This is a genomic window from Nocardia sp. BSTN01 (genome assembly GCF_015354405.1).
Taxonomy (GTDB): domain Bacteria; phylum Actinomycetota; class Actinomycetes; order Mycobacteriales; family Mycobacteriaceae; genus Nocardia.
In genome coordinates, this window is sequence record NZ_JADKYP010000015.1 from 113,633 (window position 1) to 137,122 (window position 23,490).

At 65.7% G+C, this 23,490-nt stretch carries 22 protein-coding genes and 1 pseudogene; 10 read left to right on the forward strand and 13 right to left on the reverse strand.

What is annotated here, in order from left to right:
- Positions 1-35: 35 nt before the first annotated feature.
- The 3 genes from IRT45_RS15375 to IRT45_RS15385 all read right to left on the reverse strand — a co-directional run bounded on the left by IRT45_RS15375 (position 36) and on the right by IRT45_RS15385 (position 3,974).
- Positions 36-1,715 carry a bifunctional UDP-sugar hydrolase/5'-nucleotidase gene (locus IRT45_RS15375; RefSeq protein ID WP_228534375.1) on the reverse strand — a complete coding sequence of 560 codons (1,680 nt, stop codon included), beginning with the start codon at positions 1,713-1,715 and terminating at the stop codon, positions 36-38.
- 360 nt (positions 1,716-2,075) lie between these two features.
- Positions 2,076-3,317, reverse strand: coding sequence for a cytochrome P450 (locus tag IRT45_RS15380; protein WP_194806532.1), 1,242 nt, complete (start codon positions 3,315-3,317; stop codon positions 2,076-2,078).
- A 423-nt stretch (positions 3,318-3,740) separates the two neighbouring features.
- The gene (locus tag IRT45_RS15385) at positions 3,741-3,974 is read right to left on the reverse strand and encodes a hypothetical protein (RefSeq protein WP_194806533.1); all 234 of its coding nucleotides are present in this window, start codon (positions 3,972-3,974) and stop codon (positions 3,741-3,743) included.
- Here IRT45_RS15385 and IRT45_RS38025 point away from each other — a divergent pair.
- Positions 3,894-5,558 carry an NERD domain-containing protein gene (locus IRT45_RS38025; protein ID WP_375540102.1) on the forward strand — a complete coding sequence of 555 codons (1,665 nt, stop codon included), beginning with the start codon at positions 3,894-3,896 and terminating at the stop codon, positions 5,556-5,558. The two genes, IRT45_RS15385 and IRT45_RS38025, sit on opposite strands and share 81 nt — an antisense overlap.
- A gap of 293 nt (positions 5,559-5,851) precedes the next feature.
- Here the strand turns inward: IRT45_RS38025 and IRT45_RS15390 are convergent, their stop codons facing one another.
- On the reverse strand, positions 5,852-7,309 hold the full coding sequence (locus tag IRT45_RS15390; protein ID WP_194806534.1) for an amidase: 1,458 nt from the start codon (positions 7,307-7,309) through the stop codon (positions 5,852-5,854).
- A gap of 305 nt (positions 7,310-7,614) precedes the next feature.
- Here IRT45_RS15390 and IRT45_RS15395 point away from each other — a divergent pair, with 305 nt between their 5' ends.
- A complete protein-coding gene (locus tag IRT45_RS15395) occupies positions 7,615-8,409 on the forward strand; it encodes an LLM class F420-dependent oxidoreductase (protein ID WP_194806535.1) in 795 nt (264 codons plus the stop codon).
- Positions 8,410-8,922: 513 nt separating this feature from the next.
- Positions 8,923-9,576: a Uma2 family endonuclease gene (locus IRT45_RS15400; RefSeq protein WP_194806536.1), complete on the forward strand. Its 654-nt coding sequence runs from the start codon at positions 8,923-8,925 to the stop codon at positions 9,574-9,576.
- Positions 9,577-9,609: 33 nt separating this feature from the next.
- Here the strand turns inward: IRT45_RS15400 and IRT45_RS15405 are convergent, their stop codons facing one another.
- From IRT45_RS15405 to IRT45_RS15420, 4 genes are read right to left on the reverse strand one after another with little or no spacing between them, the layout of a single operon-like run.
- Entirely contained in the window at positions 9,610-10,416 is an 807-nt protein-coding gene (locus IRT45_RS15405) for an ESX secretion-associated protein EspG (RefSeq protein WP_194806537.1), read from the reverse strand.
- A gap of 3 nt (positions 10,417-10,419) precedes the next feature.
- Complete coding sequence (locus IRT45_RS15410; RefSeq protein WP_194806538.1) at positions 10,420-11,742, reverse strand: hypothetical protein; 1,323 nt, start codon at positions 11,740-11,742, stop codon at positions 10,420-10,422.
- A gap of 12 nt (positions 11,743-11,754) precedes the next feature.
- Complete coding sequence (locus IRT45_RS15415) at positions 11,755-12,132, reverse strand: hypothetical protein (protein ID WP_194806539.1); 378 nt, start codon at positions 12,130-12,132, stop codon at positions 11,755-11,757.
- A gap of 10 nt (positions 12,133-12,142) precedes the next feature.
- The gene (locus IRT45_RS15420; protein ID WP_194806540.1) at positions 12,143-12,712 is read right to left on the reverse strand and encodes a DUF3558 domain-containing protein; all 570 of its coding nucleotides are present in this window, start codon (positions 12,710-12,712) and stop codon (positions 12,143-12,145) included.
- A gap of 337 nt (positions 12,713-13,049) precedes the next feature.
- Between IRT45_RS15420 and IRT45_RS15425 the strand changes: the two genes are divergently transcribed.
- Genes IRT45_RS15425 through IRT45_RS15440 form a run of 4 tightly spaced genes read left to right on the forward strand, consistent with a single transcriptional unit; the run spans position 13,050 to position 16,889 of the window.
- A complete protein-coding gene (locus IRT45_RS15425; protein WP_194806541.1) occupies positions 13,050-14,288 on the forward strand; it encodes a flavin-dependent oxidoreductase in 1,239 nt (412 codons plus the stop codon).
- Positions 14,285-14,746 (forward strand): MarR family transcriptional regulator, encoded by a 462-nt coding sequence (locus IRT45_RS15430; protein ID WP_194806542.1) that lies wholly within the window; start codon positions 14,285-14,287, stop codon positions 14,744-14,746. Before IRT45_RS15425 ends, IRT45_RS15430 begins: the two co-directional genes overlap by 4 nt.
- Positions 14,743-16,428 (forward strand): CocE/NonD family hydrolase, encoded by a 1,686-nt coding sequence (locus IRT45_RS15435; protein ID WP_194806543.1) that lies wholly within the window; start codon positions 14,743-14,745, stop codon positions 16,426-16,428. The genes IRT45_RS15430 and IRT45_RS15435 overlap by 4 nt, the downstream gene beginning before the upstream one ends.
- Positions 16,425-16,889, forward strand: a complete 465-nt coding sequence (locus IRT45_RS15440) for a DUF3237 domain-containing protein (RefSeq protein ID WP_194806544.1) — start codon at positions 16,425-16,427, stop codon at positions 16,887-16,889. The genes IRT45_RS15435 and IRT45_RS15440 overlap by 4 nt, the downstream gene beginning before the upstream one ends.
- Here the strand turns inward: IRT45_RS15440 and IRT45_RS15445 are convergent.
- The 5 genes from IRT45_RS15445 to IRT45_RS15465 all read right to left on the reverse strand — a co-directional run bounded on the left by IRT45_RS15445 (position 16,886) and on the right by IRT45_RS15465 (position 21,393).
- A complete protein-coding gene (locus IRT45_RS15445; RefSeq protein WP_194806545.1) occupies positions 16,886-18,148 on the reverse strand; it encodes a cytochrome P450 in 1,263 nt (420 codons plus the stop codon). The two genes, IRT45_RS15440 and IRT45_RS15445, sit on opposite strands and share 4 nt — an antisense overlap.
- A 218-nt stretch (positions 18,149-18,366) precedes the next feature.
- A complete protein-coding gene (locus IRT45_RS15450; protein ID WP_194806546.1) occupies positions 18,367-19,071 on the reverse strand; it encodes a hypothetical protein in 705 nt (234 codons plus the stop codon).
- Positions 19,068-20,000: a hypothetical protein gene (locus tag IRT45_RS15455; protein WP_194806547.1), complete on the reverse strand. Its 933-nt coding sequence runs from the start codon at positions 19,998-20,000 to the stop codon at positions 19,068-19,070. Before IRT45_RS15455 ends, IRT45_RS15450 begins: the two co-directional genes overlap by 4 nt.
- 53 nt (positions 20,001-20,053) lie before the next feature.
- Positions 20,054-20,557 (reverse strand): MspA family porin, encoded by a 504-nt coding sequence (locus IRT45_RS15460; RefSeq protein WP_309240975.1) that lies wholly within the window; start codon positions 20,555-20,557, stop codon positions 20,054-20,056.
- Between the two features lie 278 nt (positions 20,558-20,835).
- The gene (locus IRT45_RS15465) at positions 20,836-21,393 is read right to left on the reverse strand and encodes a hypothetical protein (RefSeq protein WP_194806549.1); all 558 of its coding nucleotides are present in this window, start codon (positions 21,391-21,393) and stop codon (positions 20,836-20,838) included.
- Positions 21,394-22,113: 720 nt separating this feature from the next.
- Here IRT45_RS15465 and IRT45_RS37755 point away from each other — a divergent pair.
- From IRT45_RS37755 to IRT45_RS15475, 3 genes and pseudogenes are all read left to right on the forward strand, one after another.
- Positions 22,114-22,278, forward strand: a pseudogene (locus IRT45_RS37755) (helix-turn-helix domain-containing protein); the annotation flags it as partial.
- Between the two features lie 214 nt (positions 22,279-22,492).
- A complete protein-coding gene (locus tag IRT45_RS37760) occupies positions 22,493-22,993 on the forward strand; it encodes a DUF5753 domain-containing protein (protein WP_309240978.1) in 501 nt (166 codons plus the stop codon).
- Positions 22,990-23,202, forward strand: coding sequence for a DUF397 domain-containing protein (locus IRT45_RS15475; protein WP_309240976.1), 213 nt, complete (start codon positions 22,990-22,992; stop codon positions 23,200-23,202). Before IRT45_RS37760 ends, IRT45_RS15475 begins: the two co-directional genes overlap by 4 nt.
- Positions 23,203-23,490 lie beyond the last annotated feature (288 nt).

A 23,490-nucleotide genomic window follows, 5' to 3' on the forward strand; every position in this document is an offset into this window, starting at 1 on the left:
GATAGCACTTGGTGCCACAGCGTGCTACGCCGCACTCACCGGCGTTGGACACGCTCCTCCGGCGGACCGACCGCTCCCCGCTGACGCAGGTAGGTCTCCAAGGCGTCCAGATCGGTCGGGCCGACGGTCGTGTCCGTCCCCCGCGTGAACATCGCGAATCCGTCGCCGCCGGAGGCGAGGAAGTTGTTGGTGGTCACCCGGTAGGTCGCAACCGGATTCACAGGGTGGTCGCCGATGCGGACCGAGTCGGCGACCACCTTGTGCCCCGGCGCGGCCTTGTCGTCGTAGGCGTAGGAGATGCCCGCGACCGAGAGCACGGCCGGTTTGCTCTTGTTGTCCCACTGCTGTTCCAGCAGGTCCAGGATCTGGCGGCCGGTCAGGGTCACGGTGACGACCTGATTGCCGAACGGCTGCGTCTCGTAGATGCTGCCGTAGGTGATCGGCCCGGGACCGATATCGGCGCGCACCCCGCCCGGATTCATGAACGCCGCGACCGCTCGAGCCGAATCGTGGGTGACGTCGAGCATCGCATCGGCGATCACCGCACCCAGCGGGGATTCAGCGCCGCCGCGATCGCTGCGCGTCAGTGGCGCCGTGGCGGTGCCCACGACCCGTTGCGCACGTGGCGCCGCCTGGCCGGAGAAGAACCCGATCATCTGGTCCACCGCCGGATCGGGCGCGACATCGCGCGTGACCACCCGGTTCACCGCGTGCGCGGACACCTTTCCGTGGTCGAACCGCAGGGTGACGTCGGTGATCAGGCGGCCGTAGGATGCGGCCTGGGTCACCACCTTGCCGTCGAATTCGCAGTTGTAGGCCTGGTGGCTGTGCCCGGTGAGCAGCACCCGGACGGCGGGATCCGTATGCGCCGCCAATGCCGGCACATCGGGACTGATGTCGGCGCAGCCGTTGTAGTCGGTGGTCTTCGCCGGTGTTCCCTGCGCGCCGCCGTCGTGCACCAGGGCGACAACGGTTTCCGCACCGGCCTGTTTCATGGCGGGCACGTACTTGTTGATCGCTGCGGCCCCCTCGCCGAAGCTGTAGCCGCGAATACCTTCCGGGAAAACGAGATTCACCGTATCCGGCGTCACCACACCGACCACGCCGATCTTGTGCCCGCCGATCGTCAGCATCGTCCACGGCCGCACCCCGGCCGGTGGCTGACCGCGGGAATCGGTGAGATTGGCGGCGAGGAAATCGAACCGCGCGCCCGTGAACGGCTCCCCCGGCGAGCACCCGTCGAGCGCACAACCGCCCGTCCGCAACCGTCCCAGCTCGACGACCCCGTGGTCGAGCTCGTGATTACCCACCGCCGACGCCGCGACCCCTGCCTGATTCAGGAAGTCGATCGTCGGCTCGTCGTGGAACAGCGACGACACCAGCGGACTCGCCCCGATATTGTCCCCCGCCGACACCACCGCGCTCTCCGGATACGCCGCCCGCAACCGCTGCAGATGTGTGGCGAGATACGCCGCGCCGCCCGCGGTGTACTCCCCCACCTGCCCGTTGCTCGCCTGCGGCGGTTCCAGATTGCCGTGCAGATCGTTGAACGCGAACAGATGCACCTCGCCGGGCTGCGCCGACGGGAGGTCGCCGGTGGATCTCAGAGGTACCGTGCCCTGACGTGCGGTTTCGCTGCTTCCGCCGCATCCGGACAGTGCGACCAGACTCATCGCGACGACACCACCGGCCGCCATGCGCCGCAGAACACCCATACCGTCAGACTCTGACATACCGGAACGTCCCGGAAACGACAGTTCGGTGAACTCTGCTGTCGCCCCGCACTTCCGCTGAACCGGAACGGCCGATCACACGGCGGCGACGCCGACGCGACCATGCCGAGGCTCCGACGCGAGAGTTGCGCTGCCGATGCCGGTGAGTGGCGCCGGAAGTAGTTGCGCCGCACTCACTCTCGGGCACACACGAACACGACAGCGGCGCCGGACCCGCCCGCGCATATGCCGACGCTCTGGCACGAGCAGTTGTGACGGCGCTGCTGTGAGGCTGCGCCGGAAGCCACTGCGCCGCAGTCGGTCCCGGGTGCAAGCGAATACGACGCCGAGCGGGCGGCCCCGTCAGCCCACGGTGATCGGCAATGTTTCCCAGCCCCGCACCGTCGAGGTCGACGACAAGCTGATGTTGTCCCAGTCGACATCCCAGGTCGGGAAGCGGCGCAGCAATTCCTCCAGCGCCACGCGACCCTCGAGCCGGGCCAGCGCCGCGCCCAGGCAGAAGTGGGTGCCGAGGCCGAAGGTGCGCAGGTTGCTGATCTTGCGGTGGATGTCGAACCGCTCGGGGGCGTCCCAGCGCTCCTCGTCCCGGTTCGCCGACGCGATCAGCAGCATCATCGCGCTACCGGCGGGCACGGTGGTGCCGTAGAGCTCCACATCTTTCGTGACGTAGCGGGCGATGGCGTGCCCGGTGGGCTCGAATCGCAGCGTCTCCTCGATCGCGTTCGGGATCAGGCTCGAATCGGCGACGAGTTCGGCGCGCTGTTCGGGATGACGAGCGAGCAGCGCGCCCAGCCAGCCGATCAGCCTGGCGGTGGTCTCATTGCCGGCTCCGGCGACGACCGAGACGTAGGTCAGGATCTCGTCGCGCGTCAGCGTCCGCGTCACGCCCTCGGTATCGACGAATTCGGCGCGCATCAACTCGGTCATCAGATCGTCGGACGGATTGTCGGCGCGCCAGTCGATGTACTGCGCGAACTGCTCCGCATCCGGAATCGCCTTGTCGGAGATCTGCATCCCCTGCCCCGGTTCGGTGCGCAGCGCACTGTCGGCCTTGTCGCGGACGGTCTGCTGATCGGCCTCCGGGATGCCGAGCAGCATGCCGATCACGCGCATCGGCACCTCGTTCGCGAACGCGGTCATCAGATCGAACTGATCTTTCCCGGCGAGCCGGTCCAGCGACCGACGGCATAGATCGCGGATCTGCGGCTCCAGCGACATCACCCGCCGGGGCGTGAACACCCGCTTGAGCAGCGCGCGATGAATGTCGTGCGCCGGCGGATCCTCCATCAGCAACGTGCCCGGCGGAATCTCGATCCCCGCCTTGATGATCTCCAGGATCGGCCCCCGCGACGACGAGTACGTCTCCCAGTCGAGCAGCGCCGGATCGATATCCGATGCGCGGGTGAGGGCATAGAAGTCGTGCTTGTCGTTGTAGTAGAGCGGCGCTTCCGCCCGCATCTGCCGATAGATCGGGTAGGGATCCTTGGCGATCTCGCGGTCGAACGGGTCCCAGTAGACCGCGTCGGCGCTATCGGGCGCGGGGGCGTCGTCGAGTGCTGTGGCTGGGCGAGGCGTGTCAGGCATGGAAGCATTCTCTCTCAATGAGAATGAGAATTCCATACTCGAGAATATGGATACCCCCTGCGAGGGCCACGGACCACCGTCTCCGCCGATCAGCCGCAACGCCGCGGCGCAGTGGGTCGACTGCCCACGAATCGGCCGGGCACCGTCGACACGGCCGCCTCACATCGGTGACACCAAGGTGCGAGATGTCGGCAGTGATGCCACCCCGGAGGTTGCGACGGCCCGACCAGCCGGGGGCGAAGATGCCTCGGTGTCGGCATCGGCAGCATGCATCGGGCGCACATTCGCACGGAGACCGGCCGGGCGTACCGGCCACTTGCGCGCAGGCGCCGACCAGGCGGAAGGCCGAGCCAGGCCAGGATTTCCCGGAAGCGTCGAGCGATCGCGTCGAGCCGACATTCCGTCCGGTCGGAATCTGTTGTCTCATCTCACTTTTCGATCGAAATTCCCCGCTGTAGCAGCCCACCAGCGACGACGGCGCGAAAGCCCTTGTAGCGCAGCGTTATCACGCGACTTTTCGTGGAAGCCCTCGGTTAACGTTGATGTGTTACAACGCTTCTGGAGGTCGAACCGGCCATGCTGATAATCAACGGCGACATCACCAAACCGAAGACCGAACAGCAGGTCATCGAATGGCTCGCGAACTACGTCACCCATCCCGGAATCGCTGTCTCCGGCGTGTACGTCCCGAGGCTGGACGGCGGGAGCACCGAAGCCGGTCTTCTGGTTTTCACCCCGTACGCGGTGGCTGTCCTCGAAGTCGACGTGCCACGCAAGAAGGTCCGTGGACCGCTGTCCTGTTCGATGAACGAGCGATGGTCGGCCCCCGGCATCCACGGCGACCCGGTCCGACTCCGCGGCGACGACCTCAACCCGCTACACCAAGTGCGCAGGCCCGTCTCCGCCCTGCGAACCTTCGTCGCCGAACTGACACGCGGCCCGGAACCGTTCGTAGACGGCATGATCCTGCTGATACCCAAGGCCGGTAACACGCTCACCCTCGACAAAGGGCCGACGCCCGGCGGTTTCACCGTCCTCGCCGGTGACAGCGCCTCCCAGCTGTACTCGTGGTTCGGCCGAACCGCCCAACACCGCGACCGAACCCCATGGACCGCCGAATTGGTCGTCACCGTACTGACGGCCCTGCGAGTCGACCGCACCCGCGACGCCGAGAGCCGCCGGCGGCTGTACGCCGACCTGGTGGCGGAAGGCTTTCCTACCGAGGTGCCCGCGGCTCGGCGGGAGGGAGATCCGGAACCGGCCGCTTCGACCCCACCACCCGCAGACGCACCGGCCCACCAGCCGAAGCGGGCAGACATGGCCGGACCGAATTTGCCAGTGGCCCCGTCCAGCTCGCGCATCGCGCCTTCCCGGCCCGAGTCGAACCCCACAGCCCCGCCGACCTCCGCCGCCGCCTTCACCTCGTCGGAGACATCGGCCGCCCAGCCGGAGATGACGGAGGGGGCCGAATCGAATGCACAAGTCACCCCGGCAAATTCACACATCTCGCCTTCGCGACGCGAGTCGAACCCTACAGCCCCGCCCACCCCAGCCTCCGCCTCCATGCCCTCGGGAGTACCGGCCCCTCCGACATCGCCTGCACCACTTTCGCCGACCTCACCGGTTTCCTACGCCAGGCCCGCTCGCCCGCGTCGGACGCCGGACGACGCACCCGCACCCGCAACCGCAACCGCAACCGCAACCAGAGTGGATCCCACACCGGCTGTCGCGTCGACATCCGATTCGACACCTGCACCGACTGGCGCGGATGCCCCAACGACGGAGCCCACGAAGTCCGCCCCGATCCCCCCGTCAGCCCCTCCCCGGAAAACGGACGAGCCCGCCCTCAACCCTTCGTTGTCCGACACCGTCGCCCCCACCACGCCGATCACGTCCCCCCAGGCTGACGCACCGGAGCCCAACCGGCACGAGCCAGACACAGACTTCACGATCGTCGACCCTCGACCCCAACCCCCGGCAAACCACCGCCTCCGCACCGCACTCCTGGGAATCGCCGCCGCCCTGATCCTCGTCTGCGGCATCGGCTACATGGCCGGCAAAGACCACCCCCGCGCCCAACCCGGCTCCCAACCGGCACCATCCCAGGTCCGCCCGCCGGAGAAGACAACAACACCGGCCTCGATCTCACCGACGCCGACCCCCGAATCACCGCACACACAACAGCGTTCGACAACACCTACGGAAGGAGCAACCTGCTACCCCTTCCAAGCAGGCTGCTGACCATTTCTTTGCAACGTCGACAGTCGACGAGACCTACCTGCGCGGCCACCAGCTCGCCGAGATCCGACAGTCGATCGGCCTCACTCAGACCGAAGTCGCTGAAGCTTTGGGGATTTCGCAGGCGAGGTCTCGAAGATCGAGCGAGGCGAGGTGTCCGGCATCGACGCGATCCGAGCGTATGTCTCAGCTCTGGGTGGATCGGTCGACCTTGTCGTCACGCTTGGCGACCGTACCTGGAAGGTCGCCTGAGATGGGACCTCTCGCCTTCCTCGATTACTTCGGGTGGAGACTGCTTATTCGAAGCCCGGCGGCGGGGTGAATCCCCCGAACTCCTGCTCGAGCAATTCGCCGAATCGCAAGGTTGTCGGGTCTTCGAGATAGGGCCCGATGATCTGCATGCCGAAGGGCAAACCTTCCGGTGAGCGTCCGATCGGAGCTGCGGTGGCCGGGAGCCCGAGCAGGGTCGCGATACTCGCCCAGACCAGGTTGTAGTTGTACGGGTAGGCGGTGCCGTCGATCTCGAGCGTGCGGGTGTCCATTGCCGAATGGTCGTGCGGGAAGGCGGGTGTCGGCGTGATCGGGCACAGCACCACGTCGAATTCCTTGAACAGGTGTCGCCATCGGTCTGCGAGGCCGATGCGAACCCGGTCGGCCTTGATCCAGTCGCCGTGGCTGGCAACGAAGGCGCGTTGAATGACCGCCTCGATGGTGTCGGTGTCCGGGGGGATCTCGGCAACGACGGCTTGGATCGCCCGGACGGCATCGGGCGAGGCATCGGCGCCGAATTGCGACATCAGCAGTGTGAAATAGGTTTTCGCCGTCAGCGTGAGGTCGGGCAGGAGCGCACTCTGCCGCGCGACCACGGCACCGGCCTTCTCGAGCCCCTGCGCGATGCGGTCGAAGCCGTCGCGAACCACGGTGGAGGTCGGCACCAACGGATGGCTGTCGATGATCAGCACGCGGAACTGTGCGAGGTCCTCGCCGCGCGGCGGTGGCAGCTCCAGCTTGTAGGCGACCGCCTCCACGTCGTCGGGCCCGGCCAGCAGCCGTGTCGCCAAGGTCAGGTCGGCGGCACTGCGAGTCATCGGTCCCACGACAGGAAGGTCCATCGGTGCGGCCAGCGCCGGGGTCCGCGGCGGGATGTGTCCGCGCCCCGGCAGCAGTGTGCGCGACGGTTTGTGCGAGTAGACGCCGCAGAAATGCGCCGGAACCCGCAAGGAGCCGCCGATATCGGAACCGAGTGCGAGCGAGACATACCCCGCCGCGAGCGCGGCAGCCGACCCTCCGGACGAGCCGCCGGGGGAACGGGTCAGGTCCCACGGATTGTTGGTGGTGCCGTAGATGTCGTTGTAGGACTGCCAATCACGCAGGAAGAACGGCACATTCGTTTTGCCGACGACAACCCCGCCCGCCGCCTTGACGCGTGACACCAGCACCGCGTCCTCGGCCGGCTCCCAGCCCTTCGCGTCCGGGAGTCCCCACGTGGTCGGCAGACCGGCGATATTGAACGATTCCTTCACCGCGACCGGAACGCCGAGTAGCGGCGCATCCTCACCCCGCGCCAGTGCCGCATCGGCCTGTTCCGCCGCAACGCGAGCGCGCTCGAAATCCCGCACCACAACGGCATTGACCTTCTCGTCGAACTTCTCGATCCGCGCAATGCTCAGTTCGAGCAGTTCGGTCGCCGAGATGGTCTTCGCCTGCAACGCGGCCACCTGATCGCGTAGCGTCGCAAACTCCGGTCCGGGCATCAGTTCTCCTTGCATCTCCGGGTGCGTGGCGCCCGGTGTTCGTGGCCGAGGCATCGGTCCGGATCCGCCGTGACAGACGCGATTTTATACAGCTGCGGACCGACGAGACCTATTCCCACAGAGAGCAATTCGTACTGCGGTCCGGGCATGCGCAGGAAGCGTCTGTCAGCCTTCGAAAGGCACGACGATGTCCGCAAAGTGCCCGTTCGAACCGGCGGTCGGCGGGAGGCAGTAGCCGTTGAATCGTCCGTGATCCGTGCAATCGAAGCCACCCCGCCGCAGGCGTACTCCACTAAGCTGCCGACATGTCCGCTGCGAACCCGCGCCCCATTCGGATCGGTGTGCAGATCGCCCCGCAACACGTCGACTACCCGGCTATTCGCAGCGCCGCCGCCCAGGCCGAAGACATCGGCGTAAACGTAATCGTCAACTGGGACCACTTCCTGCCGATCTCCGGAGACGAGCACGGCAAGCACTTCGAATGCTGGACCATGCTCGCCGCCTGGGCCGAGCAGACGTCGCGCGTACACCTGGGCCCGATGGTCACCTCCATCAGCTTCCGCAACCCGGACCTGGTCGCCGACATGGCCCGCACCATCGACCACATCAGCGGCGGCAGAATGCTCCTGGGCATCGGCGCGGGCGCGATGGAACGCGACTTCGCCGAATACGGCTACGATTTCGGCACCCCCGCGGGCCGACTGCAGACACTCGCCGACGCGCTCCGCCGAATCGAACAACGCTTCGCCAAGCTCAACCCACCACCGACCCGCAAGATCCCCGTACTGATCGGCGGAGGCGGCGAGCAGAAAACCCTGCGTCTGGTAGCCGAGCACGCCGACATCTGGCACTGGTTCTCCTCGGGAGCCGAATTCGCCCGCAAGAAACAGATATTGATCAAGCACTGCGCGGATATCGGCCGCGATCCGAGCGAAATCGAACTGTCAGCAGGTGTACAGGGCGACCCCGAGGTAGTCGGAGCCGAACTCCTGGAGCAGGGCGTCACCACGTTCACGCTGGAGGTACACGGCCCCGACTTCGACATGTCGATGGTTCGCGAATGGGTTACGTGGCGTGACAAGCTCGCTGATAGACCTTGACAAGAAGCAAGGCGCACACCGCCCGTCGTCCCTGACCGGTTGCGAACGGTGAGCTCATGCCCCTCAGCCGTACAAGCGTCGATATGCGCCCTGTGCGCGGTCTCAGAGCACGTCCGCGCTGATTCCGCCGACACTTTCCCGTAGTTCCGCGTCTGCAACATACTCGACGACATATTTCGAGAGGGAATCCAAAACCGGCGAATCCTCGAATTCGCGCGGCCAGACCGTCGAGCTTTTCGAGGTCCACCGAGAATCGGCGGGAACTCGTCCCACCCAGCGGAAAAGGCGTCGGAATTGTTACCGGTCCAGCCCTCCAGTACCTCGCGGACGTCGGCCTCGAGAGCGGTCAGTCCGACGCGGCACTGATTCGCGATCCCGAGGGCCGTGACGCCCAGCGTCTTCACCTGTTCCAGGTCAGCAGAGACAGCCGGTTCAGGATTGCTCATCGTTCCCCCTCTTGATGAACCGTCCTGGACAACCTACCGGAACGCCTGGTGGGCCTACCATGACCGTATGTCCCAGCCGCGGATCGAGCGTCCCGACCTCCCGGAGTTCATGACGTGGGAGGAACTTGAACAATTGCCCGAGGAGATCGCCGCGCAGATCGAACTGTGGGACGGTCGTGTGGTGTGGGTCCGCCGTGGCCCGGCGGAACACCAGATCTTCACCAACCGTTTGTGGGCTGCGATCGAGCGGCACACCCGGGAGGTCAATCGCACGGTCCCGGACGAGTGTTGGCGAGTGACGACAGAGACGAATGTCTTCCTCGGCAGTAACGGAAAATCCGATTTCCTGACTCCAGACTTCCTTGTGCATCGTTGCTTGGAGTCGCCCTACCAGGACATCCGCTCCGCCGACACCCTGCTCGTCGGCGAGGTGCTGTCGCCGTCCAACACGCAGTCCGACATGGAGGCCAAAAAGGCTCGCTACGCGGGTGCCGGAATCCCCTGGTATTGGGAGGTGACCTTGGCTCGCACGGAGAGCGCGATCGCCACGATTCGCGCCTACGCCCTCGAAACCGGGCACGGCGACCTCCCCCCGGGCGTCCGGCCGCTCCATCCGGCCAACTACCTGCTCGCCGGCGAATGGTCCCCCGCCGACTCGGAAGAAGTACGAATAGATTTCCCGTTCCCGATCGTCATCAGTTGGTCCGAACTCGAGTACTGATGACGAGGTCCGAATTGCGCTCTGCACCAACCTTCACGCATAACTCGGATCGTTGTCCTCGCGGAATCCCTGGACCGTCGCGTCGATGAGGCGTTGCAGGTGGTTGTGGACGATGGATGTGTCCGCGGGATCGGCGCGGAGGTCGTGTTTGGTGTGGCGGACGAGGTAGCGGCCGTCGGAGTAGTCCATGATGTGGAAATCGCGGGCCGGGGTGGGGCGGCGGTCCCAGGCGGGGCCGGGGCAGACGGCGACGTGGAGGACGGTGCTGCGGGGGCGTTCGAAGAAGCGGGCGGCTTCGTCGCGGGGTGAGCGGGGGGCGTCGTCGTGGAATGCGGTGTAGGGGCGGCCGTCGTCGGTGAGGTCGGCGCGGTTGACCTGCAGGGCGGGGCGGGTGCCTCGGGGATGGCCGGGGATGGCGGCGAGCAGGTGGCGGGTGAGGTTTTCGGCACGCAGCAGCGACATCCGCACGGTCCCACCGGATTCCGGGTCGGATGAGGGTTGCTGGGTGACCAGGACCGCCTGCCGGTAGTGCACGGCCGCGTGGATGCGGACGCGATGGCGCGGATCGCCCATCTGCTCGAGATCGCCCGAACCGTTCGACGCGGCGGCGAATCCGGCGATCTCGATGCGTGATTCGGGACCGTGGAGGATGCGCACCGCGGCTTCGGCGTTGTCGTCGACGCGGCCGGCGAGGTCGGCGGCTTCGGCTTTCCACTGGGATTCCAGCTCGTCCGAGGTTTCGGCGGTGGAGCGGAACTGTAACGGGTACGGCAGGACGTCGTGTCCGGCGGCACGCCACAGGACCGTGAAGCCGAGCGCGCTGAAAGTCCAACCTGCCATGGGCTATTCACCCAAGACCGGCGGGACGGTCTTCTGCCGTTGTTCCTCGGAGAGGCCGGTCAGTTCGTCGCCGTTGTCCCGCGACACCAACTCCTCGCTGATCTTGGACTTGTGGGTCTTCTCGTCCTCTTTCTTCGACTTGGCGCCGGGCGGCATCATGCCGGGCATGCCGTTCATCCCGGCTGCGCCCTTGCCCACACCGGTAGCCAACCCACGAGCTGTCCCTTGCCCCGGGACAGCGGCACCCGGGACCGATGTACCACGACCGGCCGAATTGCCGGAGCCGCCAACGGTTCCCGCCACGCCGGGCCCGCCCGAACCGTACGGGAGCCCGGTCCGTGGGTCGATACCCGAAGGCGTCACTGCCGACGGCGTGGTCTGCGTGCCCGCCGCCGAAGGATCCCATCCAGCCGGGGTGGCGCTCGCCGAGGTGGTATTCGCGGGATTCTGCGCCGAGTTGGTCAGGGCCGACGGGTCGACAGCGCTCGGTGTGGTGCCGTCACCCGTACCTTGATCGGGATTCGGCGGTTGGGGCTGATCGGTATCGCCGGAGCCGTGGCCATCGTCGGGGCCTTTCGAGGGTGGGCCCACCGGCGGAACTCCCGACGGCTTCCATCCCGTGTTGTCGTCAGGCGTGTTCACGGGATTGTATGGCCGAGGCGCCAACGGCACCTGCGTATCACTCTCGCGCACGGCCGGGTAGAACACGTTGTTGATCAAATGCTCGTTCGCCGCGTTGGCCTGAGTTTTGCGGTGGTCGTTCAGTTTCCATGTCGGGCCGGGCACCCAACCGGCAAGATCGCTGGTCCAGCTTGTGCGCGGGGTCGGCTGCGCGGCAGGTTTGGTGATCTCCACCGCCGAGCGAACCAGCTTCACCTTCTCGCTGACCAACTGGGCGGAGCTCACCAGATCTCTCTCTTTGTCGGTGAAACTCTTGATGCCCTCGGCGGTCTTCTGCGCCGCCGCACCCTGCCACTTCTCCTGAATGGCCTTCTGAATCTGCGGCCCGAAAGTGTTGTGCCCGTTCTCGATTTTGTTCCGCAGCCCCTCCCAGAAGTTGTGCAACGTCACCACCGTGCTGGGCTGCATCTTCTGAATGCGGTCGTACAGATTGTCGATGTTCTGCGGATTCTTGTACGCGTCCTGCCCGACCTGCGGGTTCTGGTATTGCCCTCCGAATCGGCCGTTCACGATCTGATTGATTCTGTTGCGCGCCGCGGTCGCGTCCGGACTCTGATCACCCTGCGCATTCGCGAAAGAGTCGGGCGGGCCGCCCTTGTGCTGCTCCCAGAGCGCAGCAACCAGCGGGACGAGTGGAAGTACCATGTGCTCCCCCGGTCAGTGGTTTTCGGAGCCGGCGATGGTGCCGGCGTTCTGCTGGTCGTTGTCGACGAGCCGGTCGACGGAGTGCTTGATGGTGTCGCGGATCAACTCCAGCACCTGGATGTGCTCGTCGAAGGCGGAGTCGAAATCACCTTCGCCACCGACAGCCTTGGCGCCCAACATCTTCGCGAGTTGATCAGCAGCCGGGAAGTCACCCAGCCCAGTCACGTTGGACATCTGCAGCAACATCGCCTTGCACTCTTTGTAGACCTGTAGCTGATCCTCACAAGCCTTCAAGCAGTCGCGCGAGACCGATGGATCGAGGTCCAGCCGACCAGCTTGGGACTCGCCGGCAAGGTACTTCCAGATAGTCACTTCTTCGGTGTGTCCCATGGTCCCCCTCTCAGGACGGAAACAACGGCACGATTACCGCAGCGGCGCTCACGGCGTGCCTGCATGGCGCTTCTGCTGCACGAGTGCTCATGTTGTAGATGGAGACCTCGAAGGTCCCCTGGGTTGCAGGGAAGGCCACGTAGCAGTTCGTGCCGTTCTTGTCCGAAGCAGTTCGATACTGGAAGCCGTCTCTTCCGCCAACGGTCACTGCCTGGAAATCGATGTTGTCCGGCTTCTTCTTCAGATCCTCAATGGTGAAGAGCGACGACCAAACCCCGAGCGTGTAGTAGTAGTCAGGGTTGTCGTGCCAGGAGCAAAGCTTCCACCCGTCCACTGCGACACCCCCGATGTTGGCGGCTTTGGTCGCCGGGTCCATCCGGGCCTGTCGCAACGCGTCATCCGTAACCTGAGTGCACGGGTCCCATAACGCCGCCGTCGCCACCTTCGGATCACTCGTCTCCGGCGAAGCCGTCCCCGAAGTCGACGAGGAACACCCGGCCCCCACCAACACCACCGCAGCCGCCAGCACAGCGGTAGCCGCCTTACGTATCACCGATGCCTCCCGTTGATCCCCGCGCACACGTCCTCCTGGAGTCTAGGACGCACGCGACGGCCACTCGGTTCCACTTATTGATCATCACAAGAGAAGAGGACGGCAGGGCACGCTCCCTTGGCGCCCGCCAGGGATACCTCCGGGGGCGCCGGAGCGGTTGACGTCCATCACGGTGCGACAAGAACCTCCCCGGATCCACGAACCCGGTCGCAGGATCGGCAGGGCGAGCAGATCGTATGCAGGTAGCCGTCCGCAGCACCTCGCGGATCTCGACATTCAACCCCGGCGACTTCGGCCCCCGAGCCGTACCGCGGGCGACCACACCCATTGACCAGGAATAGTTTTGTTGCAAAACTGTCCGCCCATGAGGATCGTGATCGTCGGCGCCAGCATCGGTGGCCTCGCCGCGGCTCTGAGCCTGCATGCGGCCGGGTTCCGGGATGTCGCTGTGTACGAGCGTGCCGATGAGTTGCGACCGCTCGGCGTGGGGATCAATCTGCTTCCGCATGCCGTGCGTGAGCTGACCGAACTCGGCCTCGGCGAGCGAGTGGCCACCCTGGGCGTGGCGCCGCGAAAACTGGCCTACTACAACCGGTTCGGACAAGAGATCTGGTGTGAGCCGCGCGGTCTCGAAGCCGGATATCACTGGCCGCAACTGTCGGTGCATCGCGGCCGGCTGCAGAGGGAATTGCTCGATGCCGTAAAAGAAAGGCTCGGCGCGCAGACCGTCCGCACCGGACATCGCCTACTCACCGCGAACACCGACGGCCGAGCCCACTTCGCCACGGCGACAGGCGAATCGACGGTCGACGCCGATCTGGTCATCGGCGCCGACGGCATTCATTCGGCCCTACGCCACCAGCATCAGCCGGACGAGGGCCCACCCGTCTGGAACGGACTGACGCTGTGGCGTGGGACAGCGAAGCTTCCCGGCTTCCTCGACGGTCGCACGATGATCATGGCCGGTGATGCCGAGCAGAAGTTCGTGGCGTATCCGATCCGCGACGCGATCAATTTCATCGCCGAGCGCCGGACAGTCGGATTCGGCGGGCAGAATGCCGACTGGAATCGCGCAGTCGCACCGGCGCAGATAGTGGATCTGTTCCGAGACTGGCGCTTCCAGTGGCTGGACGTACCCGAATTACTCGGTGCCGCAGACGAAATACTCGAATATCCGATGGTCGACCGCGACGCGCTCAACCGCTGGACATACGGGCGCACCACACTACTCGGAGACGCGGCACATCCGATGTACCCGAACGGTTCGAACGGTGCATCACAAGCCATCCTCGATGCCCGAACCCTCGCGTTCCACCTGGCCACCGCGCGCACTCCCGACGAGGCTCTCGCCGCCTATGAGCAGGATCGACGCCCCGCCACGACAGCCCTGGTGCACAGCAACCGCAAGCAGGGTCCCGAGCAAGTCATGGTTCTCGCCCACGAACGCGCGCCGAACGGGTTCGCGCACATCCACGACGTCATCTCGCCGAAAGAGTTGGCCGCCATCGCCACCGGCTACAAGAAGGCCGCCGGATTCGATCGCGACACCCTCAACAACCGGCCGTCGCTGACCCCGCCGTCCAACGAGGGGCATGTCTCGTGACCGATCTCGATCCCGCACGGCTGGCATGGGTCATCTCACCGCTGCGCCGGAGCTTGCTCGCCGCCGCCCGTGCCGCCGAACATCTTCCGGACATCCCGGATGCGCAGATCGAAATCGTCCGCGCTCTGCCGCCCGGCACCGTCAGCACCTCGAGTGAATTGGCCGAACGACTCGGGCTGAGCCGTCCCACGGTCAGCAATCTGCTCACCGCGATGGAGGCGAGCGGCTTGGTCGAGCGCCGCCCCCGGCCCGGCGACCGACGCCACGTCGAAATCGCGACAACCGCACGGGCGCACAATCTTTTCGCCCGATTCGACCAGGCCAGCGGCGCTCTCATCACTGCCGCGGCGGCGACTCTCGATCCCGAGGACCGCGCCGCGCTGGCCACCGCCCTCCCCGCGCTCGAACGCCTGCGCGAGGCTCTCCAACGACTCCAGACCTCGGAGGACACCGAATGAGCACGCCCCGCCAGCGCCTTTCGCGGTGGATACAAGCGCGGATCATCACGGGACTCGTTCCCGGCCCGCACGACATCGCCGTCCGCAAGAACCTGCGCGTCCCGATGGACGACGGTGTCGATTTGCTCGCCGACCTGATCACGCCGATCGGCAAGCCCGATCCGAGGCTTCCCACGATCGTGATCCGTGGCCCGTACGGGCGCAGCGGACCCGTCGCCGGCCATGCTCGTGCCCTGGCCCGCGAGGGTTTTCCGGTACTGTTCCAGAGCTGCCGCGGAACCTGGGGTTCCCGCGGTGTGTTCACCCCCCAGATCGACGAGCAGCGCGACGGTATCGCCACCCATCGCTGGGTTCGCGAACAAGACTGGTGCACCGGGCCGGTGGTCACCTTCGGAGCCAGCTATATGGGCTTCACCCAGTGGGCAGTGGCGGGCAAGCTGCAGAAGGAGAACCCGGACATCGCGCCCGATGCCCTCTGCCTGGTCGTGACGATGCCCGATTTCGGTGCCATCACCTGGGACAACGCGGCCTTCGCACTGCGCAACGCGCTCGGCTGGACGCAGATGATGGACCGGATGATCCACCGTGAACTGCTCGCCCTGGTGCTGGGTCAGCTGCGACCGGATCGCAAGCTGCGCAAGGCATTCGACGTGCTCCCGTTGTCCGGCGGCGATGTGGCCGCGAACGGTCGCACGGTGCACTGGTACCAGGACTGGGTCGAACACGAGCGGCTCACCGACGAGTATTGGACCCAGCAGTCGCATACCGCCTCGGTCCCCGACGTCACAGCGCCGGTGTACATGATCACCGGCTGGTACGACATCTTCCTGCCGTGGCAGCTGCGCAACTACGCACAACTCGCCGAAGCGGGACGACCACCGCGCCTCACTGTCGGCCCGTGGGGGCATCTCACCCGGGATATGGGCGCACCGACGGTCGCCGAGACGGTGGAATTCTTGAAAGAGCATTTCGCCGATGCTCCGAGCAAGCGGGTAGCACCGGTGCGCGCCTATCTCACCGGCGCCGAACGATGGCACGACCTGCAAACCTGGCCACCTCCCGGAACGGCGAGCGAAACGCTGTACCTGCACGCCGCACGCAAACTCGGCCCGGATCGCCCGGAAGGCGGCATCACCAGCTACGTCTACGACCCCGCCGATCCCACGCCCGCCGTCGGCGGCCCCAGCCTGGGCCCGACGTCGAGCCCGGTCGACAACGCCGCACACGAGCGCCGCGCCGACGTCACCGTATTCCGTGGCGAGCCGCTCACCACCCCGGTCGCTGTCGCCGGAGAACCGGTGGCGCGCATCAGCTTTCGATCGTCGCAACCGAGCGCCGACATCTTCGTCCGGATCTGCGATCTCCACCCGGACGGGCGGTCGATGACCGTATGCGACGGTATCCGCCGCATCGGCAGCATCGCCACGACCGAGACCGATCCGGCGCCGGACGCGGACGGTTTCCGGGATATCGAGGTGCGGCTGTGGCCCACGTTCCACCGGTTCGCGGCCGGCCACCGCATCAGCGTGCAGATCAGCTCCGGCGCCCACCCGCGATACGCCCGCAATCCCGGATCCGGCGAGCCGGCCGCCACCGCAGCCGCCATTCACCTTGCGACGCAAGAGATTTCACACAGCACGGTGTCTCCTTCGCGGATCGAACTGCCGGTGTGGTCGTCATGAGCGCCCCGGCAGTCCCCGGCTTGGAGGTGGCGTTCCAGGTGGAGGCACGCCTCGGCCCACCGGAGGACCATGGTGTGACCCGCGCCGGCCACCGCCGCGTGGTACCGATCGTCGGCGGCCGGGTCAGCGGCCTGTTCGACGCCGACATCCTTCCCGGCGGCGCGGACTGGCAGGTGATCCGCCCCGACGGCGCCATCGAAATCGACACCCGTTACTCGGCGCGCACCGCGGCCGGCGCCCACATCTACCTCCGGACCTCCGGCATCCGCAGTGGAGCGCCGGAGGTGCTGGACGCCTCGTTGCGCGGAGATCCGGTCGATCCGTCGGACTACTATTTCCGCCTGGTCGTGCGATTGGAGACCTCGGATCCGCGGTTCGCACAGCTGGAACAGTCCCTCTTCGTCGCCTCGGCGATTCGGGAAGCGAACACGGTCCGCTACACCGCCTACCGCCTCACCTAGACCAGATGCAGCCGAGGTGACGGCGGGAAGGTGACCGGCAGTGCCGTCATCGAGCGATGGAACGGCCCGGGCCGCCAGCTGATCTCACTCGGGTCGACGGCGAGGCGGATTTCCGGCAGCGCGTCGAGCAGCTGATCGATCGCGTCCTGCACCACCAGATACGCCACCGAACGGGCCGGGCACGCATGCGGGCCCGCGCCCCAGGCCAGATGCGAGCGATTACCGGTGCGATCGCCGCCCGCGATCTCGGGATCGTTATTGCACGCGGCCAGACTGATAATTACCGGTTGGTTGGCAGGCAGCCAGGTGGTGTCGATCAGAATCGGCTGGCGAGGGTAGGTCATGCAGAAGTTGGCCAGCGGCGGATCGCTGAACAGCACCTCGTCGAGCGCATCGCGAGTCGACAGGCTGCCGGCGAGGATGTCGCCGCCGAAACGCTCGTCGGTGATCATCAGCAACAGGGTGTTGGAGATCAGATTCTGCTGCGGTTCGATGCCCCCGCCGTAGAAGACGATCAGGTTCCGAACCATCTCCTCGTCGTTGAGCTTAGCCGGATGGTGGGCCAGATGTGAGGTGACATCGTCGGCGGGCTCGGCGCGGCGCAACTGAACCTGCTCCATCAGCGCCTGACTCATATGGTCCATACCCCATGCGGCGTTCACCGTGTCGAAGATCGCCGCCATCCCCGTGGCCACGCGCCGGCCCAGATCCGCCGAACAGCCGACCATACGGTTCAGCACCTCGAAAGCCAGCGGAAACGCGTATTGCGACACCAGATCCGCCGAACCCGACTCACAGAACTCGTTGATCAGCGGGATGGCGATCTTCTCGACGGTGGTGTGCAATTCGTGCAGGTCGACCCGGTCGAAGGCCGCCGTGAACGCCTGCCGATACCGCGCATGCGCACTGCCCGCGCTGCGAATCACGTTCGGGTACCACTCCATGATCGGCCGCACCGGGCAATCGGCGGGTACGGTCCGCTCCCATGCCCGCGGGTCGGCCGGGAAATGGTCGGGATCGTTGAGGATCTGCAAGGCGGTGTGATAGCCGATGACCAGCGTCGCCGGCACGCCGGGCGCCAGTTCGATCGGCACCATGGAGCCGAAGCGACGGCGCATCGCCTCATAGGCGCGATGGGGGTCGGCGACGAATGCCGGTGTGTCCAGCACGATTCGGGGGCCGTCGGCGTCGAAGGGGGTGCCGGCCTGATGAACAGGGCAGCCGGGGGCCGCAGCCAGGTCGGAAGGTGGGGTTGACAAAGGGGGTGACTCCAGAGAATGAACCAACAAGCGCGGCAGGGGATTCGCCGTCAGCCGACAGCGTCACCTCGTGCTTGGTGAGAATAGGGGCTCCGGCAGCCCCCCAGTTAGCGTTTTCGTAAAACGGACAGGCGTCCTGTGAGCAGAAGGCGCGCGCCCTGCGGCAGCGTTATTTCACTGGTCGATTGACCACTTCCTGCGAGGCGGCAGCCGCCTGGCTACACCCAGCGGGTCGGGGGTAGCTTGTCGAGTTCTTCGTCGAGATCCGACAGTTCGTGCAGGGCGGTCGCTTCGCGCATCAAACGGCCGGCCGCCGCCACCGCGTCGCGCTGTGCCCGAGTTTCCAGTTCGGGCCTGCGCTCCGGCTCGACCTCCCAACTGGTCAGCCACCGCGCGGTAGCGTCGAGGAATTCCCGTTCGTCGTCAGGGATTCGGATCGCGCCCGAGCGTGCTGCGCCGCGGATGCGCGACAGACCGAGATACGGGGTGAGCGTGCGATCGGCGATCGCCGCATGGACGAAGAGCTTGTCGGCACGCCAGTCACCACGTGCCCCGACCTCGCCACCGAAACGCCAGGACACTTCATTGCCGATCCTCCACCCGTACTTCTCGTCGTCTTCGGCTCGGCGAGTGGCTCGCACGGTACGGACCACAGAAGCGTGACGGTGCGCCAACTGAGCGAGATGGCCGGCCGCAAACTGCTCGAAGTCGCCGACCGGCCGGACCTCCGACCCGGCAGTGCCGGCGATGTAGTCACCGAACGCGTCCACCACCTGACGTTCGTCGGTCTCGAAATCGGTGAAGTACGAACAGACAACGGACAGGAGCGAATCGACCGCCCGGCGAAAGTCCGACGCGGGCCACTGTTTCAGCCGCTCCCACTCCTGCCTGTGCAGCCGCGTGAATTCCTGCTCGGAGATCATCGGATCGGCCCCGCCATCGATGGACCCGCGCAACCGACCCAGTCGTCGGGATCGCTGTTCGTATAGACGGTCCGGATTTGACGGACACCATTTTCCGCCGGACCCACGTACATCACGGCTTCTTTCCCGGGAGCGTACTGGTAGACGAACTTCTGGTTGCCCGTCCTGGTGTCGATCTTCGCGCTGTTCGGCTTTCGCATGATGTTCTGCATGCAGTACATGAACGCCCTGGGATTGGACCGAGGGTCGTGAATTTTGCCGTCGTAGCGGGTGTTGCCGTCGAGGATCATATGGCGCGCCGCGTCGCAGCCGAGGATCGCTCGTTCGGCACCGAGCCCGCGCTCCATTCCCACCACGGTCCACGTACTGTCCTCGAACCCATAGGCATCAGGATATTGCGGACGGTGGAGGTCGTCGTGGTTCACGCAGGCATTCACCCGCTGAAGCAGCGTATCTCCGTCCGGATATTGACCGTCGGTGAGTTGTCTGACCGGTGTCCGCAGGAAGTAGTCGAGCAGTTCGCGGAACGTCGGCGGACGGTGTCCGCACGGGGCGTTCGGCGGGTTGCCCGGCAAGGCCGGTGGGACGTAGTCGGGCACCGGAATGATCGCGTCACAGGGATCGTCCGAGGGGGGCGCGGGCGGTGGAGTGAGGGCCGCCGCCGGTGGGGGTGCGGTCGTCGTCTGCGGTGATGCCGGAGGCGGCGCGGGGGTCGGCAGGCCGGGACCGGCCGACGGCGGAGGCGTGGGAGGCGGGCTGGGCTCCTCGATCTCGGGGAAATTGCCGAAGCAGGGCCAACCCGGGTGTTCTACCTGCCATTGCGAGCACGGCACATAGGGGTTGATCGGTTTCGCGTCGGCATGCGGCGCGTTCCGTGCGCCGACGACAGCGCCGCAACCTATCACCAACGCCAGAACCGCCAGCAGCACGCCATAGCAGTACCCCTGCGGAGTCCGCATCCTGACCGTCGACATCTGTTGTCTCACAGATAGATCGGGTCGCCGTATACGGCAAGGGAGTTGTCCGCATTCGGCGTCGAGATGGTGATCTGCGCATAGGAGCGCAGACTCACCGGCCCGAGGCAACCGTCGATCTTGATGTGTACTTGATCGGACGTGATTGAGCCATGACGACCAGCCAACGGCTTCGTCCTGAAAGGAATGTCGGCGATGGTCCCCGGCTTCAGGTTCACCGTCGGCGACAGCATCGCGCTACCACCGATACTGGAGAAGACACCGATGCTGACACTCGGCCCGATCGCGAGGCCCAGCGACATCCCGTTGGTGACATCGACCTGGCAGCCGATCTGATAACCGAGGGCGATCGAGCCCGCATTCACGGGCGCGGTTCCGTCTCCGTCGATATCGGCGACGGCTTTCAAGCTGACGAACCCCTCGCGAGTGAACGGGGTGGCCGCGAGATTCGGGTATCTGTCGAGGTTTTCCTCGGTTTTGGTGATCCGCATATGCCAGCCGTCATCGGTCACCGTATCCCGCGACTTGTCGGCCAGCGGCTCGGCTGCCGCGGTACCGCTCCCGAAAACCGCGATCACGCAAGCCAGCACCACCGCAAGCGCGCCTACTGTTCCCTGAATACGCATGAACTCCCCCGTGTCCAGACCTGAGCGCACAAGTATCGACAGGTTGAATTACCTTGCATCGCAAGCAACTTCGCCGTTGAACCGCCCCCTCGAGCAGCACGACATCATGGTTGTTCACACCGAGCCAGATCAGCAGCGACGCGTGCACCTCTGCTCTGTGTCGATCAGTCGACCTCGTCCAGTGCCGACAGTGCTGCGCTCGCCGCGAGCCCGGCCAGGCAGCCGGGGAAACAATCACGGTGGACCTCCCACAAGCGGCGAGCGCAGTCTCGTTCGAGGTGAGTGGGCTCCCAGGTGCAGTCGTTCAACGGCGGTGGTTCTACGGCATACGGTCCCGTCGTTCCGGCGAGCCACAACCGAGGCGGTGCGACGGTGGCCAGGTCGAAGTCGGCGCTCACGCGGTCGGGCCGATCGTCGACGTGGGCCAGGTCGTAGACGAGGACGGCCGACGCGTCCATCCCCGCCGCGATCGCGAGGATGTCGCCGATGGGGTCTCGGGCACCCTCGGGTGGGCGCAAGGTGCACAGCCAGCGAAATCCGAGATGGTGAGCAAGACACTGGATTTCGATGTCGTGCCGAGCCGTGTCGGCCCCCGAGATCTCGGTACGTACCAACCCGACAGCCTTGCTGCGCGCCACCGACATGACCGCCAGCGCACCGGCGACATCCCGCAGAGCCGCAATCGATTCCGCCTCTTCCCTGGTGGGGTTGGAGCCATTCATACGCCACCCCTTCTCGATGGATGTCCGATCAGCAGCTCGCCTGGCCCGGCCGGGAAGACGGGGGCGAGGGCCCTCCCCGGAGCGGAGTCCGCGCCGCGATCAGGCGCGGAGGCGGCGACAGGTTCCTCGGATGAGGGCGCACGCATGGGACTCGCATTTCTCATCGAGGGTCCTCCCCTTTGGTCACCGGTGAGCAGCCGGCCGAAGCAGCTATGTCTGCCCAAAAATCTCGCTTCACGTTGTCCCACAATCGATTCCACTTCGGATGTAGTTCACGCGCCTGAGCCAGGTCCGTACCGGGCGCGAACCGCTGGACCTGTTCCGGAGCGGTGCCGGTGTCGAATACGGCCGATATCTCGATGCGGCCCCGTGGGTCCCGGGTCGACCGCCATACCGCACGTAACCCGTCGGCCTCGGTGATACGCTCACCAACTGCCACGTAGTCCTCTCCGCGTATGCGCGCCAACGGGTTTGCCTGCCCAGGCCGTTCCACTCGATCTGCTGTCATCACTGGCGATGCCTCGGTTCGATGGGAGGGGCCGACGGCTGTTCAGCGCGCCCCGCCCCAGATGCAGTCCCAGCACAGCGAATTCGTCGTGAACCGACAAGCGAGTGTGGATGATCCGTTGGGATTCATCAGAAGTCCAAGCTCGTCGTCCCAGAACACCGCGGTGTCCATCCAGAACCCTGGACCGCCGCATCCAAAGGAGGCAGCTCGTCATGGTGGATATCAGTTCGACGCTCCCCCGCCGTCAGCTCGGCCGGTATCTCCGGGAGCTCCGTCAGGGATCCGGCCTGACGATCGCGGAGCTCGCGCGCCGCATCGAACGCGGCGCCACCACGGTCCAGCGGCTCGAGACAGGCACCGCCGACCGGATCCGGCTGTGGGACGTCGACGCGATCTGCCAAGTCTGCGGCGCAGACGATACGACCACCGAAGCGCTCAAAGGCCTTGCGCAGCAGGGAAACAGTAAGAGCTGGTGGCATCAATACGGGGATCTGATCCCGGTCAGCTTCGATGTCTACATGGGCTTGGAAGCGGCTGCCGCGAAGCTGATTTCATTCCAAGAACTCATTCCCGGTCTGCTTCAGACACCCGATCTACGCGCGAACCGTCACCCGGCAGGCACATCCGTCGGAATCGGACGGCGAGATCGCCCGCCGGGTCGAGATGCGGGTGCGACGCCAGGTACTGCTGACCAAGAAGTCGGATCCCGTACCGGCCGACATCATCCTCGACGAGTCGGCGTTGCACCGGGTCATCGGGAACCGGCGAATCATGGACGCACAGCTGCGCTACCTCGCCGACGCCGGAACTCGACCGAACATCCGAATCCGAGTCCTGCCGTTCGCCGCCGGCCTTCCGCTGGGCGACTTGACCGGTCCTTTCACCATCCTGAGTTTCGGAAAGTCCGGGGACGGACGGCCGGCCGAACCTCCCGTCGTCTACGCCGAGGGCTACACGGGAGCCATGTACTTCGATGATGCGGATCTCGTGCGGCGGTATCACCGCGCGCACGCTGCGCTCGGACAGGTAGCGTTGAATGAGCAGGACAGCAGGAAATTGCTGCGGGACAAGGCAAGGGAGTTCGCGAAGTGAGCGCTGATCTATCCATGGCTCGCTGGTTCAAGAGCAGCCACAGCGGCGGCAGCCAGGACTGTGTGGAGGTCGCCTTCCTCGCCGACGGCACGGTCGGTGTGCGCGACTCGAAGAACCCGACAGGACCCGCACTCGCCTTCCCGCCCCACGCCTGGGACGCCTTTACCGCGAGCGTCGCGGGCGGAATGCTCGGTCAACTCGCCGAATAGTCGATTCCTCGCCGCACCAGTTCATCGGGAGTTGGTGGTCGGAAGGCGATCTCCCGCAGGCCCGGCCCCTTCCCCGCATGTCGTGCGCTCTGCGGTGATTCGAATGTGAGGTACAAGACTGGCGTCGAGGCAATCGCGGATACTCGTCGGTTCCCCTTCGCCACTGTATGTCTGACCCGTCGGTGTCATGCTCGAAGAATGACTACCGAGTTCGTGGGACCGTCTCCGTGGAAACGCATCAGTGTCATCATCTCTCGCCGTGGGCCCCGTGCCGGAGCGATCGCTTAC

Excerpts from the sequence above, each read along its gene's own strand:
- IRT45_RS15435 (WP_194806543.1), top strand. The coding sequence starts at position 14,743 with ATGAGCACGCCCCGCCAGCGCCTTTCGCGGTGGATACAAGCGCGGATC.
- IRT45_RS15390 (WP_194806534.1), bottom strand. The coding sequence starts at position 7,309 with ATGCCCGGACCGGAGTTTGCGACGCTACGCGATCAGGTGGCCGCGTTG.
- IRT45_RS15465 (WP_194806549.1), bottom strand. The coding sequence starts at position 21,393 with ATGAATGGCTCCAACCCCACCAGGGAAGAGGCGGAATCGATTGCGGCT.
- IRT45_RS15405 (WP_194806537.1), bottom strand. The coding sequence starts at position 10,416 with ATGGCAGGTTGGACTTTCAGCGCGCTCGGCTTCACGGTCCTGTGGCGT.
- IRT45_RS15450 (WP_194806546.1), bottom strand. The coding sequence starts at position 19,071 with ATGATCTCCGAGCAGGAATTCACGCGGCTGCACAGGCAGGAGTGGGAG.
- IRT45_RS15375 (WP_228534375.1), bottom strand. The coding sequence starts at position 1,715 with ATGGGTGTTCTGCGGCGCATGGCGGCCGGTGGTGTCGTCGCGATGAGT.
- IRT45_RS15380 (WP_194806532.1), bottom strand. The coding sequence starts at position 3,317 with ATGCCTGACACGCCTCGCCCAGCCACAGCACTCGACGACGCCCCCGCG.
- IRT45_RS15395 (WP_194806535.1), top strand. The coding sequence starts at position 7,615 with ATGTCCGCTGCGAACCCGCGCCCCATTCGGATCGGTGTGCAGATCGCC.
- IRT45_RS15425 (WP_194806541.1), top strand. The coding sequence starts at position 13,050 with ATGAGGATCGTGATCGTCGGCGCCAGCATCGGTGGCCTCGCCGCGGCT.
- IRT45_RS15385 (WP_194806533.1), bottom strand. The coding sequence starts at position 3,974 with ATGGGTGACGTAGTTCGCGAGCCATTCGATGACCTGCTGTTCGGTCTT.
- IRT45_RS15440 (WP_194806544.1), top strand. The coding sequence starts at position 16,425 with ATGAGCGCCCCGGCAGTCCCCGGCTTGGAGGTGGCGTTCCAGGTGGAG.
- IRT45_RS15410 (WP_194806538.1), bottom strand. The coding sequence starts at position 11,742 with ATGGTACTTCCACTCGTCCCGCTGGTTGCTGCGCTCTGGGAGCAGCAC.
- IRT45_RS15415 (WP_194806539.1), bottom strand. The coding sequence starts at position 12,132 with ATGGGACACACCGAAGAAGTGACTATCTGGAAGTACCTTGCCGGCGAG.
- IRT45_RS38025 (WP_375540102.1), top strand. The coding sequence starts at position 3,894 with ATGCTGATAATCAACGGCGACATCACCAAACCGAAGACCGAACAGCAG.
- IRT45_RS15400 (WP_194806536.1), top strand. The coding sequence starts at position 8,923 with ATGTCCCAGCCGCGGATCGAGCGTCCCGACCTCCCGGAGTTCATGACG.